General features: G+C 46.8%; 15 protein-coding genes. 5 read left to right on the top strand and 10 right to left on the bottom strand.

What is annotated here, in order from left to right:
* Positions 1–2: 2 nt before the first annotated feature.
* Both VM802_RS17260 and VM802_RS17255 read left to right on the top strand, forming a co-directional pair.
* The gene (locus VM802_RS17260) at positions 3–1,034 is read left to right on the top strand and encodes a PorP/SprF family type IX secretion system membrane protein (protein ID WP_325532723.1); all 1,032 of its coding nucleotides are present in this window, start codon (positions 3–5) and stop codon (positions 1,032–1,034) included.
* A gap of 191 nt (positions 1,035–1,225) precedes the next feature.
* Positions 1,226–1,579, top strand: coding sequence for a T9SS type A sorting domain-containing protein (locus VM802_RS17255; RefSeq protein WP_325532721.1), 354 nt, complete (start codon positions 1,226–1,228; stop codon positions 1,577–1,579).
* Positions 1,580–1,648: 69 nt separating this feature from the next.
* Here VM802_RS17255 and VM802_RS17250 read toward each other — a convergent pair whose 3' ends face one another.
* Positions 1,649–2,821 (bottom strand): class I SAM-dependent rRNA methyltransferase, encoded by a 1,173-nt coding sequence (locus VM802_RS17250; protein WP_325532719.1) that lies wholly within the window; start codon positions 2,819–2,821, stop codon positions 1,649–1,651.
* Between the two features lie 126 nt (positions 2,822–2,947).
* On the opposite strand from VM802_RS17250, the gene VM802_RS17245 reads away from it, so the two are divergent.
* The 3 genes from VM802_RS17245 to VM802_RS17235 all read left to right on the top strand — a co-directional run bounded on the left by VM802_RS17245 (position 2,948) and on the right by VM802_RS17235 (position 5,859).
* Positions 2,948–3,532 (top strand): nucleotide exchange factor GrpE, encoded by a 585-nt coding sequence (locus VM802_RS17245; protein ID WP_325532717.1) that lies wholly within the window; start codon positions 2,948–2,950, stop codon positions 3,530–3,532.
* 110 nt (positions 3,533–3,642) lie between these two features.
* Positions 3,643–4,806 carry a molecular chaperone DnaJ gene (gene dnaJ / locus VM802_RS17240; protein ID WP_325532715.1) on the top strand — a complete coding sequence of 388 codons (1,164 nt, stop codon included), beginning with the start codon at positions 3,643–3,645 and terminating at the stop codon, positions 4,804–4,806.
* Between the two features lie 111 nt (positions 4,807–4,917).
* Positions 4,918–5,859 carry a class I SAM-dependent methyltransferase gene (locus VM802_RS17235; protein ID WP_325532713.1) on the top strand — a complete coding sequence of 314 codons (942 nt, stop codon included), beginning with the start codon at positions 4,918–4,920 and terminating at the stop codon, positions 5,857–5,859.
* A gap of 4 nt (positions 5,860–5,863) precedes the next feature.
* Here the strand turns inward: VM802_RS17235 and VM802_RS17230 are convergent, their stop codons facing one another.
* The 9 genes from VM802_RS17230 to VM802_RS17190 all read right to left on the bottom strand — a co-directional run bounded on the left by VM802_RS17230 (position 5,864) and on the right by VM802_RS17190 (position 15,802).
* Entirely contained in the window at positions 5,864–7,603 is a 1,740-nt protein-coding gene (locus VM802_RS17230; RefSeq protein ID WP_325532711.1) for a YfbK domain-containing protein, read from the bottom strand.
* Positions 7,604–7,774: 171 nt separating this feature from the next.
* Positions 7,775–8,311: a hypoxanthine phosphoribosyltransferase gene (hpt, locus tag VM802_RS17225; protein WP_325532709.1), complete on the bottom strand. Its 537-nt coding sequence runs from the start codon at positions 8,309–8,311 to the stop codon at positions 7,775–7,777.
* 49 nt (positions 8,312–8,360) lie between these two features.
* The gene (locus VM802_RS17220) at positions 8,361–9,806 is read right to left on the bottom strand and encodes a glucosaminidase domain-containing protein (RefSeq protein ID WP_325532707.1); all 1,446 of its coding nucleotides are present in this window, start codon (positions 9,804–9,806) and stop codon (positions 8,361–8,363) included.
* A gap of 40 nt (positions 9,807–9,846) precedes the next feature.
* The gene (locus tag VM802_RS17215; protein WP_325532705.1) at positions 9,847–10,488 is read right to left on the bottom strand and encodes an O-methyltransferase; all 642 of its coding nucleotides are present in this window, start codon (positions 10,486–10,488) and stop codon (positions 9,847–9,849) included.
* Positions 10,489–10,680: 192 nt separating this feature from the next.
* The gene (locus VM802_RS17210; protein ID WP_325532703.1) at positions 10,681–11,379 is read right to left on the bottom strand and encodes an LOG family protein; all 699 of its coding nucleotides are present in this window, start codon (positions 11,377–11,379) and stop codon (positions 10,681–10,683) included.
* A 431-nt stretch (positions 11,380–11,810) separates the two neighbouring features.
* A complete protein-coding gene (locus VM802_RS17205) occupies positions 11,811–12,941 on the bottom strand; it encodes a TIGR03364 family FAD-dependent oxidoreductase (protein WP_325532701.1) in 1,131 nt (376 codons plus the stop codon).
* Between the two features lie 18 nt (positions 12,942–12,959).
* The gene (locus VM802_RS17200; RefSeq protein WP_325532699.1) at positions 12,960–13,637 is read right to left on the bottom strand and encodes a phosphonatase-like hydrolase; all 678 of its coding nucleotides are present in this window, start codon (positions 13,635–13,637) and stop codon (positions 12,960–12,962) included.
* Between the two features lie 147 nt (positions 13,638–13,784).
* Positions 13,785–14,363, bottom strand: coding sequence for a hypothetical protein (locus VM802_RS17195; RefSeq protein ID WP_325532697.1), 579 nt, complete (start codon positions 14,361–14,363; stop codon positions 13,785–13,787).
* A gap of 29 nt (positions 14,364–14,392) precedes the next feature.
* Positions 14,393–15,802: an FAD-binding oxidoreductase gene (locus VM802_RS17190; protein WP_325532695.1), complete on the bottom strand. Its 1,410-nt coding sequence runs from the start codon at positions 15,800–15,802 to the stop codon at positions 14,393–14,395.
* Positions 15,803–15,822: the final 20 nt, after the last annotated feature.

Raw genomic sequence — 15,822 nt, 5'->3', positions numbered from 1 at the left:
CCATGAAAACCATTTACAGCATATTGCTGGCAATCATATCCCTGACTACGGCCAATACCCTGCTGGCCCAGGACATACATCTGTCTCAGTTCTATGAGACACCGATACTCCGCAACCCGGCGCTGATCGGCATCTTCAACGGTGATGTAAGAATACAGGCAGTATACCGCAACCAATGGAATAGTGTAACCATTCCATACCAGACAGGCACCATCAGCGGTGAGATCAAGTTCCCCGTGGGCAATAGCGACGACTACCTGACCACTGGCCTCCAGATTACCTATGACAGGGCCGGAACCTCCCGGTTGCAGTCTACACAGATACTTCCGGCACTGAACTATCATAAATCACTAAGCGAGTATAAAGTCAGTTTCCTTTCATTAGGCTTCATGGGCGGTATTGTGCAACGGCAGTTTGATCCCACCAACATGACCTTCAACAACCAGTATACGGGCGGCCGCTTTGACCCCTCAGCACCCACCGGAGAGGAAGGCAAACTGGCCCTGAAAGGCTATACCTACATGGACGTTGGCGTGGGCATGAGTTATAACAGCGTGATAGGAGAAGATGTGAATTACTTTATCGGGGCAGGTTACTTCCATTTCAACAGACCAAAGGTTTCTTTTTACAACGACAAGAATATCCAACTCTCGCCCAAAATTACCTTCAATGCCGGCATTACCATCCCGCTCGCAGAAAGGGTAAAAATGATTGCACATTACAACCAGTTGCACCAGGGATCTTATTCAGAATATATCGGCGGGGCACTGATCGGTTATGGATTGATGGATGAAGGACTCGAATCCACCCGCGCTATCTACGGCGGATTATTCCTTCGCTGGAATGATGCCGTCATCCCGACCATTAAAATTGATATGGAGAAATACGAGATAGCCATGAGCTATGATGCCAACATTTCTCAGCTGCGGACAGCCAGTCAGACCTTCGGGGGCTTCGAAATCTCATTGGTTTTCAAAAGCTTCCTGAACAGCAGAAACAGCACATTGGAGAGATTGAATTGTCCGAGATTCTAATTAATTCAAAATCAATCAATTACAAAATTGATTAACAAGCGTTAAAGTTTGTATAAAAGTTTGGATCTTTTAACAAAATGGCTTATAGTTTGTTATTTTTATATTGAAGCGTGTTGACAGGCATTCAGACGACAGATTATTAACAAACAAAATTGGGAAATATTTGAAAAAATCTTTATTTTTATAATACTATGTGGAAAACCTCTACCCTCATTCTTATTGCTGTTTTAAGCCTCTTCAGCCTTACAGGCATGGCGCAAAATGACAAGACCCTACCATCTACTGACGGGGGTAGCAAAGTTGTGAAGAGATACCCCAACCCTGCTACTAATATCATCTACTTTGAAATTCAACAGCATAATAACGACCGCGTATACGATCTTATTGTATACAATTTTCTCGGAAAGAAAATTGATGAGCTGAAAGCCATAGGCAACAGAACCTCATTAAGCCTCGATAACTATTACAACGGTCTTTATATCTTCCAGCTCCGCGACCAACGCGGCAACCTGATAGAATCAGGCAAATTCAATGTCGTAAAATAAAGACAATTAACTTTCAGCGATCAATTACTATCAGCTAACCACTGAAAGTTAATTTGTGATGTCCTTATCCTACTCTACTTCCACTATCAGGAACTTCAGGTAAGTTGTGTTCTCTATATTTCTCAGAATCGGATGATCCTTTGCCTGCGTCTGGAATGTAACCTGGCGCAAACGTTTCTTGGCATCCCGCGCAGCCATGTCAATAGTTTCCAGGAACAATGTTGGCGATACCAGGTTAGTACAGGAAGCCGTTACCAGGAAGCCTCCCGGCTTGAGCAGCTTCATCCCGCGCAGGTTGATCTCCTTGTATCCCGCCACCGCCTTCTGGATGTTCTCCCTGCTTTTGGTGAATGCAGGCGGATCCAGGATAACCACATCAAATTTCCGGTCTTCCTTCGTGTATTGTTTCAGCTGATCAAAAGCATTTACAGCCTGAAATTTACATACATCCTGCAGGTTATTCAATTCCGCATTCCTGCGGGCGGTATTCACAGCATGCTCCGATATATCAAGCCCGATCACGCTTTGGGCGCCGTAATAGCCTGCATGGCAGGAGAAGGTACCAGTGTAGCAAAAGGCTTCCAGCACTTCCGCGTCTTTCACGATCTGCTTTATCTCCCGGCGATTATCCTGCTGATCCAGGAAATAACCTGTCTTCTGTCCGTTTTCTATATCTACATGAAAACGAAGCCCGTTTTCATTGATAATAACATTGGTATCAAAAGACCCACTGAGAAAGCCTTTCTGCTGGGTCATACCTTCCAGTTCCCTTACCGGCACGTCATTTCTTTCGTAAATCCCTTTGGGAGAAAAGATACGGTTGAGTGCATCCACGATGGCGCCTTTCCACCTTTCCATACCAAGGGAAAGGGTTTGCAGCACAATGTAATCGTTGAATTTATCAATCACCAGCGCAGGTAAGTCGTCTGCCTCACCAAAAACGAGGCGGCAGTTTTCCACATACCCAAGCTTCTGACGGTAATGCCAGCATTTCAGCAGGCGGCGGTAGAAAAATTCAGGATTGATCTCCTCATCCTTGTTGCGTGTAAGCAACCTCACAAGGATCTGCGACTGCGGATTAATGTAGCCTCGGCCCAGGAAAAAACCTTTGTGTGTGAAAACATCCACAATATCCCCAGGGACCACCTCCCCCTTTATTTCAGCCACTTCGTTGCCGAAAACCCAGGGATGGCCCTGTAATACCCTGTTTTGTATCTGTTTCTTTAAAAAAACCTTCGTCATTTAATATAATTCGAGCTGCAAAGGTATTGAATGCCGGACAAGGAACAAGGAATGTGACTTTTTGTCGCCAAAACCAGTGTTGGCAAAGTAATTGACTGTTCATTTCTGCAGATAATAATACTTATTATGACAGAAAAAGAGCAAGACATGCAGACAAACGGACAGGCTAATCATACTGAAAATGAGAAAAGCATGCCTGATATTAATGCAGATGAAAATATAAGCGGAACTTCACATATGAATGATGAACTGGCAGAAGAAGATGAGCTGTTGAAGAAGGAGAAAGAGATCAGTGAACTGCGCGATAAATACCTGCGCCTGCAGGCCGAATTTGACAACTACCGTAAACGTACTGCCAAAGAACGCCTGGAACTGATGCAAACTGCCAGCAAAGAAGTAATTGTTTCCCTGCTGGATGTGCTGGACGATACAGAAAGGGCTACCAAACAAATGGAAAATACTACAGACATTAACGCCCTGAAAGATGGCGTAATGCTGGTTTTCAACAAACTGAAATCCACCCTCCAGGCAAAGGGCCTGAAGCCTATGGATAGTTTACATACTACATTCGACACCGACCTGCACGATGCCATTACCGAAATTCCCGCACCTACGCCTGAACTGGAAGGAAAAGTAGTGGATGTATTACAGGAAGGATATTACCTGGGTGACAAATTGATACGTCACGCCAAAGTGATAGTAGGTAAATAAAGTGACGATGTGGCATAACCGCAACATTCGCCTATGCTGAAAGCCGATGTAAAAACAAATTTTTACTGAAACATACCTGTGCCCCCACAGGTAATTAAGTGATTTTTATAATGTCTACCAAGAGAGATTATTACGAGATTCTGGCAGTTGCCAAAACCGCGTCCCAGGATGAGATCAAGAAGGCCTACCGCAAAGTAGCCATGCAGTATCACCCTGACCGTAACCCTAACGACAAGGAAGCGGAAGAGAAATTCAAGGAAGCAGCCGAGGCGTATGAAATATTGAGCGACTCCGATAAAAGAGCGCAATACGACCGCTTTGGACATGCCGGCATGAATGGCGGCCGCGGCGGTGGCTTCGGAGGTGGAGGTATGAATATGGATGATATCTTCTCCAATTTCGGTGACATTTTCGGCAGCGATGACATTTTCGGCAGCTTCTTCGGCGGAGGCCGCAGCAGTGGCGGACGCCGCTCCCGCGGTACCCGTGGCTCCAACCTCCGCGTGAAAATCAGACTGACCTACGAAGAAATTGCCAAAGGCGCCAACAAAAAAATCAAAGTCAAAAAATACGTACCCTGTCAGCATTGCGGCGGACTGGGCGCAAAAGATAAAAATGCATTCCAGACCTGTAATACCTGCGGTGGTTCCGGTCAGGTAAGGAAAGTAACACAGACTTTCCTGGGTCAGATGCAAACCGTTACCACCTGCCCTACCTGCCACGGCGAAGGACAAACCATCACCAGCAAATGCGGCCACTGTAAAGGAGAAGGACGCATGTACGGGGAAGAGATGGTAAGCATCGACATCCCGGCAGGCGTACAGGAAGGCATGCAGCTCAGCATGAGCGGAAAAGGTAATGCCGGCGAAAGAGGCGGCGCCCCCGGAGACCTCCTGATCCTGATCGAAGAAGAACCACATCCTGAATTACAACGCGACGGGCTGCATGTTGCCTACGATCTTTACATCTCCTTCCCTGATGCCGTATATGGCACCCAGGTAGAAGTACCTACCATCGACGGTAAGGCCAAGATCAAAATCCCTGCGGGCACACAAAGCGGTAAGATATTCCGGCTGAAAGGAAAAGGCTTCCCCGCTGTAAACTCCTACGAAAAAGGAGACCAGCTGATTCATGTGAACGTATGGACTCCACAGAACGTAAGCGCAGAAGAAAAGGTCATCCTCGATAAATTACAGTCCTCCGACAACTTCAAACCTAATCCTGAAAAATCAGAGAAAGGATTTTTCGAGAAAGTAAGAGATATTTTCAGCTGATTATTTACTTATTTTATTATGTAGATATTTAAAAGCCTATGGAGGTTCTTCCATAGGCTTTTAAATATCTACATAATAAAATAAGTAAATAGCTACATCATAATAGATTTCATGGATTCCAAATTGCAGATGTTTGAGAACCGGCTGACCAAAGTGTACCGGCATATTTCGAAACTGGCCAGGCGGCAGCAGATTACCTGTTACCGGGTGTATGATGACGATATTCCCGAATTCCCCTTCAGTATCGAGATATATGAAGACCACGCCTACATTGCGGAATACAACCGCCGTCATGGTATGGAAGACGAAGCCCATGAAGCATGGCTCGATACCTGCCTGGAACTGATCAGCAAGGTGCTGGACATTGCTCCCGGCAATATCTGGGTGAAACAAAGACAACGCAAGGAAAACAGGCAAAGCCAATATGAAAAACTAAGCACAGAAAGCCACGAAATGACCGTGAAGGAAGCTGGTCTTACCTTCCGGGTGAACCTCTCAGATTACCTGGACACCGGATTGTTCCTGGATCACCGCATCACACGCAGTATGGTAAGAGATGAAGCTAAAGACAAAAAAGTGCTGAACCTCTTCTGCTATACCGGTTCTTTCTCCGTGTATGCCGCTGCCGGCGGAGCTGCGGAAGTTACCTCTGTCGATCTTTCCAAAACCTATCTCTCCTGGGCAGAAGAAAACATGCGCCTCAATGGCTTTGACCCAGCCAAACATCCATTTGTACATGCAGATGTACTTCAATACCTCGACACCCTCAAACTGAATACCTTCGACCTGGTAATCATAGACCCGCCTACCTTCTCCAACAGCAAGCGGATGAAGGATTTTCTGGATATACAACGCGATCACGCAGAGCTGCTCAACAAAGTACTGCTGGCTACCAAAAAAGGTGGCGTGGTATACTTCAGTAATAATTACCGCAGGTTTGTGTTGGATCAGGAGAAGATTGAAGCAACATCTATAAAGGATATTACAGGTCAAACACTGCCTTTCGATTTTCAGCAGAAGATGATCCGGAAATGTTACCGTCTTACCAAATAGGAATTTATTCTTTGGCCTTGCGCACCTGCTTTATCATCTTCAGGAACTCCTGGCGGTAGCCTTCTTTATCTTTCCCCAATGCACCACGCGCAATCCTGAATATCATATCAGCATTGCCGCAGCCCCGGTACGCCGAGTTACGCAATACCATGCCTAACAAAGCAACAGAAGCAGCGAAACGATAGTCATCAGAGGCATCTTCAAATGCGGTGAGTTTCCCGGATACATTACCGGAAAGCGTTTGCAACGCCGTGTCCTGGGGATTACGATATACTATATTCACAGTAGCCAGCAATGTATCTGTGGCTGCTTCTTCCGGCATGATCTCATACAAAGCCACCGCACAGTGCCCGCTGCCTATAATACCGCCGGAGCGTTTGTCTTCCGGTACATCATTCTCAAACACCTTGTTTTCATAACCAATAAGCCTATACGATTTCACCATACCCGGGTTGAAATGCACTTCTGTCTGCACATCCCTGGCAATAGTAAAAAGCGTGCTGCCGAACTCCCGCGCAAATATCTTGTTAGCTTCTTCCAGATCATCAATGTAAGCAAAGTTGCCATTACCCCGGCTGGAAAGCGCCTGTAATTTGGAATCCTTATAATTTTTCATTCCGAAACCGAGGCAGGTAAGCAATACCCCATTCTGCTTCTTCTCTGTGATAAGCTCCTCCATATCGGCATCGCTGGTGAGACCCACATTAAAATCTCCGTCAGTAGCCAGGATCACACGGTTATTACCATCAGGTATAAACTGCTCCTCTGCAATTTTGTAAGCCATCGTGATAGCGGCTTCCCCGGCGGTAGCCCCTCCCGCAGTGAGGTTGTCAATGGCGTTCAGTATCTTCTCCCGCTGATCACCGGAAGTAGGCGGTAACACAAGATCCGGCGCGCCTGCATAGGCAATGATAGCTACTTTATCCACAGGCCGCAGGTTATTAACAAGAATGCGGAAGGCGGCCTGTATCAGCGGCAGCTTATTGGGCGTATCCATAGAGCCGGATACATCAATAAGGAATACGAGATTACTGGCCGGCAGACTGTCGATCTGAATGGATTGTGCACGCAGGGCAATCTGCAGCAGCATATGCGAAGGCTCCCACGGACAAGAGGTATAGTTGCTGTAAAGCGCCATTACCTCACCAGAAGGCGGCAGCGGATAGCTATAGTGAAAGTAGTTGACCATTTCCTCGATGCGTACAGCATCAACAGGTACAGGCGTTTTCATCCTGAGAAAGCGGCGAATGTTGCTGTAGGCCGCCCGGTCCACATCTACAGCGAAGTTAGATACCGGTTGCTTGCGGGCACGCACAAACTTATTCTCATAAGTAGCGCCATATGTTTCATTGTAAAATGCATGCACGCCCATGCCTACGTTACCATAGTTGGGGTTGCCGTTCTGCTTTGCACGGGCACGGGCTTTGGCCATTGCGATGGCGTCTCCCTGTTTACGTATAGGCGAAAGAGTTATCAACAGGCGATCGTGACTGCTGACCGTCAGCACCCGGGTGTGGTAACCGTCCTGTTCGAGCCGCAACTGAGCAGCAGCTTCAGGGATAGCGATTTTAAAGAGCCCGAAAACATTCGTCAGTACTTTCCGCGTAGTATCATTGATAACACTCACGGCTACACCAGCAATCGGCCGATGGGTAATACTGTCTTCCACAGCTCCCGAAACCTGTATTGTTTGCGCTCTCAGACCTCCACCCCAGCATAATAAGAGCAAAAGGATCTTCCGCATAGTATTAAGTTAAACAATTTGAATTTATTTATTGGGGTATTGGGCTATTTAGTTATTAATAATGCAGCGAAGATCGTGTAAAAATACAGCGGAGATTATGTGTAACACCACATAATCTCCGCTGTATTTATAAATAACTAAATACCCAGATAAATAAATTCGAAAATTATTCTATTCCACCAATTGATATATCTCCGGCAGATTGCGGCCCAGGCCATCGTAATCAAGGCCATACCCCAGCAGGAACTTGTTGGGAACAGAGAAGCCGAGGTAGTCGATCTTAATGGGATGAACCATCGCTTCCGGTTTTGTAAGCAGCGAGGCTACCATCAATTTCTTCGGCTGCTGGTGCTCCAGCTGCGGGAGGAACTGGCTCAGTGTTTTGCCCGTATCCACAATGTCTTCAAGTATCACCACAGTACGGCCAAAAAGGTCTTCATCCAGACCAATGGCCTGCACTACGTTGCCGGTCGATTTAGTGCCTTTGTAAGACGCCAGTTTGATAAAAGATATCTCTGCGTCGATGTTGAGATATTTAAACATATCCGCAGCAAACATAAACGATCCATTGAGGATCGCGATAAACAACGGGCGCTCTCCTTTCAGATCCCTGTTCATTTCCTCAGCCATTTCCCTGATGCGCTGCTGCAGCTCTGTTGCACCGATATAGGGTTGAAATTTTTTGTCATGTACCTGAATAACAGACATAATACTACATTTCCTTATTTAACAATTACAGGCGAAAAAAGATCGCCGTTTACTTACTCACCTGCAGGCGTTGTCCTATTTTAATGTCAAAGCCCTGCAAATTATTCCATTCCTGTAACTGTGTTACAGATTTATTATACATTTTGGCGATGCCGTACAAAGTTTCTTTGGGCTGAACATCATGATACACACTGCCGCCCTTTACTGCAGGAGCAGGAGCCGGCGCAGGTTTGTATACAGGCTGCTGTTGAGGTTGAGGAGGTGGCGGAGTGGTACGGGGACCGGAGGCATTGCCGGTATTCACGTCGCCTACTTTTTTCAGATCCTCTACCATCGCAACCGGTACGCCACCCTGCTGCTGTGGTGCAGGAGACGTAGCGGGTTTGCCGGGCGCCGTTTTCGCAATCTCTCCCTTCGCTTCTTCCACTATTTTCCTGGGCGACAGATCTTCAGGTGGTTCCTGATCTTCCTCCTTCAGAATACGGGTATTTTTAGCCAGGCGCGGTGTAGCGTCTGCATAACCATCCAGTGTAAGGCGCTGACCCGCAGCCGGTTCTTCCCCTTCATGCATTTTGTTGCGGCGCAGCAGCCATCTCATTCTGATACCCTCTGCCTGCGCTACGTCGTGCATAGTTTCACCGGAAGCTACATGGTGGAATTCCTTATCACCTCTCTTTCCTTTTTTCTGAAGGAAGATCAGCATATCCTTTGGCAACGGGCCGTCCCCATCCAGATCATTGAAGCGAACCAGCTTGCTCAGGCGGATATCCCGCTGGCTGGCCAGTTGTATCAGGGAAGTACCCGCGCGTACAAATATCACTTTACGCCCGTTGATCTCAAACTCGCCTTTGGGATAGTTGCGTGTTTTACCATAGCTGGTGTTGCCTGTGGAAGTTTTGCCATTATGCTTACGGGAATTATCAGCATATACAGGAGGTTCTTCCGTATCGTCGTTATTGATCTGAGGCGTGAACTTACCCATGGCAAGCATCGTGTATTGCTGCAGGTTATTATCCTCAATGATTTTTATCAGTTGCTGGGGATAAGTGCGGTTGGTAGCGTAGCCAGCCTGTTTAAGGCCATATGCCCAGGATTTATAATCATCCGCATCAAACTGGAAAAGGAAAGAATAACGGGGATTGCTACGTAAAAAGTCGGAGTGATCACGGTAGGATTCACGCGCCGACTCATACACCCGGAAGCATTCCTGCGCGGCATCGTCATCATAACGAATGGTTTTGCCGGTCCAGGTGTTTTTGCATTTAATACCGAAGTGATTGTTCGACTGGAGGCACAATGTACCATTACCAGACTGGGTTTCAAGGATACCCTGCGCCAGTTTGATGGCAGCAGGCACGCCGCTGCGGCGCATTTCATCAATCGCGATGTTCTTGTAAGTGGCAATATATTGCTGCGTTGTCATGTTCTGCCCCTTCACCAAAGGCAGGCAGCCAATAAGAAAACTGACCACTAAGAATAATTTTCTTACTTGCATGTATTTCAGAATTTAATGGGCATTGGGTTGGACGATGGTCTTATTTCTTCCTGATCAGAAGCAGCCCATCACGGATAGTAAGCAGCATTTGTTCTGCACGGTCATCGGCCAGCACTTTCTCACAAAATCTGATCATCGCTTTGGCCTGACCTCCCTGCTCACTTTCAGGCAACAGCACCTGTCCGTGGTAAAGCACATTGTCAGCCAGCATAAATCCGCCCGGACGAAGTTTTTCCCAGACGAGATCATAGTAATTAACATACCCGGCCTTGTCTGCATCAATAAACACCAGGTCATATTCTTCATCCAGCTGTGCAACAATATCAGCGGCTTTACCGATATGCATTTTTATTTTATCTGCATAACCCGCCTCCCGGAAATATTCAAGGCAGCGGGTTTCCAGTTCTTCATTTATATCGATGGTGTGTAAAAGTCCGTCCGGAGTAAGGCCAGCAGCCAGGCATATGGCTGAATAACCCGTGTAGGTGCCCAGCTCAAGAATCCGGCGGGGCCGTACCATATGACTTACCATACTCAGAAACTGCCCCTGTACATGACCACTCAGCATATGCGGCAGTTCAACTTTCAGGTGCGTTTCCCGGTTCAATTTATAAAGCACATCACTTTCCTTACTGGTGTATTTTTCGGAAAATGCCTCTACTGCTGCCGGAATAAGCTCCATATATAAAATTTCTGCAAAGGTAGGTAAATAGGCAATAGCTTCAAGCGTTCAGCTGATAGCTGTTCCCTGAAAGCTACCGGCTGTTTGATATAACCATTAACGTTATCCGGCCGGTTTTTATTTCTCCCCCGATAACAGCAGTAGCCAGCTGATGACTCTTAGCTGGCTACTGTTACCCACGCTGATGGTTTATCAGAAGTTAGGTCTTAATTTATTGGTGGTATAGAATACGCGGAAATACTCTACTACTTCATCAGCAGTGTCAAATAACTGCAGCAGGCCCAGATCCTGCGGATTGATGTTGCTCTCTTTCTCCATCATTACTTCACGGATCCAGGTCAGCAGCCCACTCCAGTATTCCCTTCCAACCAGCACCATCGGTGTCTCTTCCATCTTCTTGGTCTGAATGAGAGTGGCCACTTCAAAGAATTCATCCATCGTACCAAACCCGCCGGGCATCATAATAAAGCCCTGGGAATACTTGGTGAACATTACTTTGCGCACAAAGAAATAGTCGAAGTTGAGTCTTTTATCCGGATCAATAAATCCATTGGGGTTCTGCTCGTGAGGCAGGGTGATATTGGCGCCCACAGACTTCCCGTGGGCTGCCTGTGCGCCTTTGTTGGCGGCTTCCATGATACCGGGGCCACCGCCTGTGATGATACCGAATCCTTCTTCTGCAAGCCTGGCAGCTATTTCCTGCGCCAGATCGTAATATTTATTGCCGGGTTTGGTGCGTGCCGAACCAAATATGGAAATGCAAGGGCCTATCTTTGCCAAAGCTTCGAAACCTTCCACAAATTCCGCCATGATCTTAAAAATCTGCCAGCTTGAGTGCGCTCTCGTTTCCGTCCAGTCCCTTTCCTTGAGGTTTTTTAAAGTACCATTCATGCAATTGCTATTTACAGTTACTATTAACAAATACCACCTGCTATCTGTGGTGTGCTGTAATTTATAGAATTATTGGCTTACAGCGATATAAAGTCAAAAAAGCAGGTAACTTAAAAGAAACCTGCTTTTCATTTAACACGTTATGAACATGCAGCCATGCTGATCAAACGTGGCTGCAGAAACGTTGCTAAAGCTGGAAAATACGATGCGATAAAAATTTTACTATACAGGAGGATATATTCACTGTACGGAGGATAGTTTCCATAACGTTTATTCTGCAATTAATTTATTAATTATTTGAGCAATAACCTAATTTAAATTGTCATGACATACACTAAGTACCTGAATATCCCTGTCAACTTATTATAGAAAAGCAGGTGCTTAAATAAACACCTGCTTTTCGCTTGCTTTATGAAACACCCTTTCGGGATTTAGAAACCCTTTACTATTTCCTCTGCAAGGCCGAATGATAAGGTCATACCCGCGCCGCTGAGACCATTTACAATAGTTACGCCCTTCTCTGGTTCCAGCATAATTTCCGTCTGTCCGTTGGTCAGTTTAGGATAGATGCCATGCCACTGTTCCTGGATAGTATAGGTAGGCGCTACCAGGAAAGTATGCATATACTTCAGAATAAGATCGTTGATGAATGCTTTATCAAATGGTTCGAAGTCCGGACCGTATTCATGCGAATCGCCGATAGTCAGCTCTCCTGCGCCATTCTGTGAGATGAGCACATGAATGCCCCATTTCACATACTCCGGCATCTCTTGCTGGAAGCGTTGTTTCAGCTGTTCCAGCGCCTTACAGGAGCTGAAGGATGCATAATGTGCGAGCGTAAGGCCAGCACAAAGTGCCGGACCCAGCTGCCAGTTACCCGGCTGCGGAATGGTACGCATCATCTGCAGTTTGCTCTTGGTAAACGGCGCGGCTGAAAATGCAGCAGGGTACAATGTTTCAAAGTCAGCGCCACTACAAATGAATACCTGGTCTACCTTCCACTTTTCATCCTTCGTTTCTATATAAGGCATGCTGATACCGTTCACGGCTGTATTAAAACGTACGGTAACATTCATTTTCTCCCCGAGATGCTTTGCAATAGCAGCACTCGCCTGACGCGGATTCACAGTCATTTCGGTAGGACTCCACATCGCTCCTTTCAATCCTTCTGTCTTAACCGCTTTCGTGTATTTACCGATATTTTCCGGCGCTATCAGCTCGCAGGCATATCCATTACCCGGCGCCACCTGTACAAACTCTTCCAACACTGCCAGTTCATCTTTTTCATATACCAGATGAAGTGAACCCGTTTCGTTGCATTGCAGCCCGGTAGATGCAGCCAGCTCTTTCCATACGGAACGGCTGTGCATAGCACGGTCATACATTTTCCCGGTAGTCTGACCAATAGGCCATACCAGCCCGAAATTGCGGATAGATGCGCTGATCGCTTTACTGTTACGTTCGAATAATACTACCTTCTTGCCTTTCGCTGCCAGTTTGTATGCCATGGCAAGACCTACTATACCTGCGCCGATTACGGCTACATCAGCCTGTTGTTGCATGATCGCTGTGATAAAGAATTAGAAAATTGAGAGAAGTTCGTCAAGGGAAGCCACCAGATGCGTATGCGGGCCTTTCTTCAGCTCGTCCACTGTATATGCGCCGGTGGTTACACCAATCACATAGCGGCAGCCAGCGTTGGTACCCTCTTCCAGGTCAGAGACCGTGTCCCCGATCTTCGCAACCGACTGTATACTGCGGATTTCCAGCTCCTCCATGATACGGTAGATCATGTAAGGGTACGGACGGCCAAATGCCGCCTCATCACTGGTCACCACGGCATCTACCAGCCCATTCTTCTGCCAGCCGGTTCTCTCCAGAATCACATTGGTGATATCTCTGTCGAAACCTGTATCCAGCGCCACCTTCACACCTTTCTCCTGCAATGCTGCAAATACCGCCGATACACCATCCTTCTCACGAACCGATGAATGGGTAGCATAATGCGCTTTCATATCATGCACGAAACGGGCATGCAGCTCCTGTATAAAAGGCTCCTCGCTGAAACGCTGATCATTCTTCAGCTGTAACAGATGGCGGATAGCATAAGGCTTTGCATATCCCATCACTTCATTCACTTCCCCAATAGTTACTTCCACACCGGCCAGACGGATCGTCTGCTGTAATACCAGCGCTACATTAGATTCATCATGCAGGGTAGTCCCCGCAATGTCAAAAACGGCTAACTTAATTCCCATTTCCTTTTAATTAATTCGACGCAAAGATAATATTCATTGTAAAATAAAGTTTAGCATTTATAAACATTTAACGTGGACGTAATATTGCAGAAACAGGACAGGCGACCTGAAAAGGCCGCCTGTCCTGCAAAAACATCGTATTAATGGTTAGAAACCTAAACCGGCCCCAACCCTGTAAATAATATTACTGCGGTAAGGAGATCTGTTGTCCTGGATCACATCATACATAATAGAAATGCCCACTCCAACGCGGCCGCCTACACTCTGTGTGTAACCCGCCCCCAGCAGCAGGCTTGGCACACCGTAATTGCTCTTGTAAGTGTTCTTAGGGTCCACATACACGGTGGTTTTCTGGCTCACATAGTTATACTCCGGCTGTACATGCACAAACAGCATAGGAACAGGATACACACGGCCCCATACACCACCGCCGAAAATAGTATACTGATCCCGCTGCAATGTACGGTCGTTCCAGTCGCGGGTTCTCATACTACCATATTGCCCGTTGATACTGATACCCGCTGCGATGTAATCATTGAACCGGTATCCTACCAGTGGAGATACATTCACATTGGTATAGTCACCGAACACCATGCCGAGGGAACCACCCACAATTAGCCGGGTAGGGTCAAAGCCTTTACGGACACTGGTATCAGTTTTATAATACTGGGCTGTGGCCAGTTGTCCTGTGGCCAGGATGAAAAAAGCTGCCAATAAATACTTCATATAGATGATATTGATTATAATCCAAAAACTCAGATATCAAATACTTTCCCTCTGTTGAGGATATTTTTCGGGTCAAATATCTGTTTTATTTGCTTCATCAGCTGCATAGATGTCTGGTCGAAAATTATATCCATATAATCTTTCTGTACCAGCCCAATACCATGCTCTCCGGAGATCGTTCCACCGAGCTGCTTTACAAGAATAAAAATCTCCCGGATGCCTTCCCGGAGCGTACCATTCCACTGCTCATCCGTAAGGCTGCCGCGAATGATATTCACATGGAGATTACCGTCACCGGCATGACCATAGCAAACAGAATGGAATCCATACTTCTTCCCGATCTCCTTCACTCCTTTCAATAACAACGGCAATTCTGCCCGGGGCACTACCGTATCTTCCTCCTTATATACTGAATTAGCTTTAACAGCTTCAGCTACACGGCGGCGCAGCTTCCAGAGCTCTTCCTTCTGCTGGTGATCTTCGGCAAATAATATTTCACCAATATCATATCCTTCCACCACACCGGCTATCCCTTCCATCTCCTGCATCAGTACCTCAGGATAATTGCCATCCACCTCTATCAGCAGATGCGCCTGTATATCATCTTCAATCTTCACAATACTGCTCTGTACATATTTCGTTACCCATTCCAAGGCATCCCTTTCCATAAACTCCATGGCAGAAGGAACATATCCCGCACGGAAAATAGCACTTACCGCTGCACAGGCACTTTCAGCAGAACGGAAAGGCACCAGCATCAGCAGGTCGTGTTTGGGCAAGGGTATCAGCCGCAACACAATACTGGTCACAATTCCCAGTGTGCCTTCACTGCCCACCACCAGCTGCGTCAGGTTATACCCGGTAGCATTCTTCAGTACATTGGCGCCGGTCCATATCACTTCGCCGGAAGGCAGCACCATCTGGAGGTTCAGCACATAATCCTTTACCACCCCATATTTCACAGCTTTGGGGCCGCCGGAATTTTCAGCAATATTCCCTCCGATAAAGCAGGTACCGCGACTACTCGGGTCTGGCGGATAAAACAACCCTTTTGCCTTTACGGCATTCTGCAGTTCCTCCGTAATAACACCGGGTTCCACTGTTACCTGCAGATTACGCTCATCGATATTTGTAATACGGTTAAAACGGTCCATTGAAATCAGTACACCGCCATATTGCGCCAGCGCACCGCCACTGAGTCCGGTACCACCGCCACGGGGCGTTACAGGCAAAAGCTCCTGGCTGCACAACTGCATGATCTTACTCACCTGCTCTGTTGTATCAGGCCGCACTACCACTTCCGGTAAATAGAAAAGATCTTCGGTTTCATCCTGTGCATAACGGCTCATGGCTTCTTCGTCAGCCAGCACATACTGAGGGCCGGTTATTTCGCGCAATGCTGCAATATGTGCAGCAGTAACTTTATTGAATGATGTCATGAAACAAAAATAGTCAAAAT

This window comes from Chitinophaga sp., from assembly GCF_035538455.1.
Lineage (GTDB): Bacteria > Bacteroidota > Bacteroidia > Chitinophagales > Chitinophagaceae > Chitinophaga.
This window is presented reverse-complemented; position numbering and strand designations above follow the sequence as displayed.

Excerpts from the sequence above, each read along its gene's own strand:
- VM802_RS17260 (WP_325532723.1), top strand. The coding sequence starts at position 3 with ATGAAAACCATTTACAGCATATTGCTGGCAATCATATCCCTGACTACG.
- VM802_RS17255 (WP_325532721.1), top strand. The coding sequence starts at position 1,226 with ATGTGGAAAACCTCTACCCTCATTCTTATTGCTGTTTTAAGCCTCTTC.
- VM802_RS17250 (WP_325532719.1), bottom strand. The coding sequence starts at position 2,821 with ATGACGAAGGTTTTTTTAAAGAAACAGATACAAAACAGGGTATTACAG.
- VM802_RS17245 (WP_325532717.1), top strand. The coding sequence starts at position 2,948 with ATGACAGAAAAAGAGCAAGACATGCAGACAAACGGACAGGCTAATCAT.
- dnaJ (WP_325532715.1), top strand. The coding sequence starts at position 3,643 with ATGTCTACCAAGAGAGATTATTACGAGATTCTGGCAGTTGCCAAAACC.
- VM802_RS17235 (WP_325532713.1), top strand. The coding sequence starts at position 4,918 with ATGGATTCCAAATTGCAGATGTTTGAGAACCGGCTGACCAAAGTGTAC.
- VM802_RS17230 (WP_325532711.1), bottom strand. The coding sequence starts at position 7,603 with ATGCGGAAGATCCTTTTGCTCTTATTATGCTGGGGTGGAGGTCTGAGA.
- hpt (WP_325532709.1), bottom strand. The coding sequence starts at position 8,311 with ATGTCTGTTATTCAGGTACATGACAAAAAATTTCAACCCTATATCGGT.
- VM802_RS17220 (WP_325532707.1), bottom strand. The coding sequence starts at position 9,806 with ATGCAAGTAAGAAAATTATTCTTAGTGGTCAGTTTTCTTATTGGCTGC.
- VM802_RS17215 (WP_325532705.1), bottom strand. The coding sequence starts at position 10,488 with ATGGAGCTTATTCCGGCAGCAGTAGAGGCATTTTCCGAAAAATACACC.
- VM802_RS17210 (WP_325532703.1), bottom strand. The coding sequence starts at position 11,379 with ATGAATGGTACTTTAAAAAACCTCAAGGAAAGGGACTGGACGGAAACG.
- VM802_RS17205 (WP_325532701.1), bottom strand. The coding sequence starts at position 12,941 with ATGCAACAACAGGCTGATGTAGCCGTAATCGGCGCAGGTATAGTAGGT.
- VM802_RS17200 (WP_325532699.1), bottom strand. The coding sequence starts at position 13,637 with ATGGGAATTAAGTTAGCCGTTTTTGACATTGCGGGGACTACCCTGCAT.
- VM802_RS17195 (WP_325532697.1), bottom strand. The coding sequence starts at position 14,363 with ATGAAGTATTTATTGGCAGCTTTTTTCATCCTGGCCACAGGACAACTG.
- VM802_RS17190 (WP_325532695.1), bottom strand. The coding sequence starts at position 15,802 with ATGACATCATTCAATAAAGTTACTGCTGCACATATTGCAGCATTGCGC.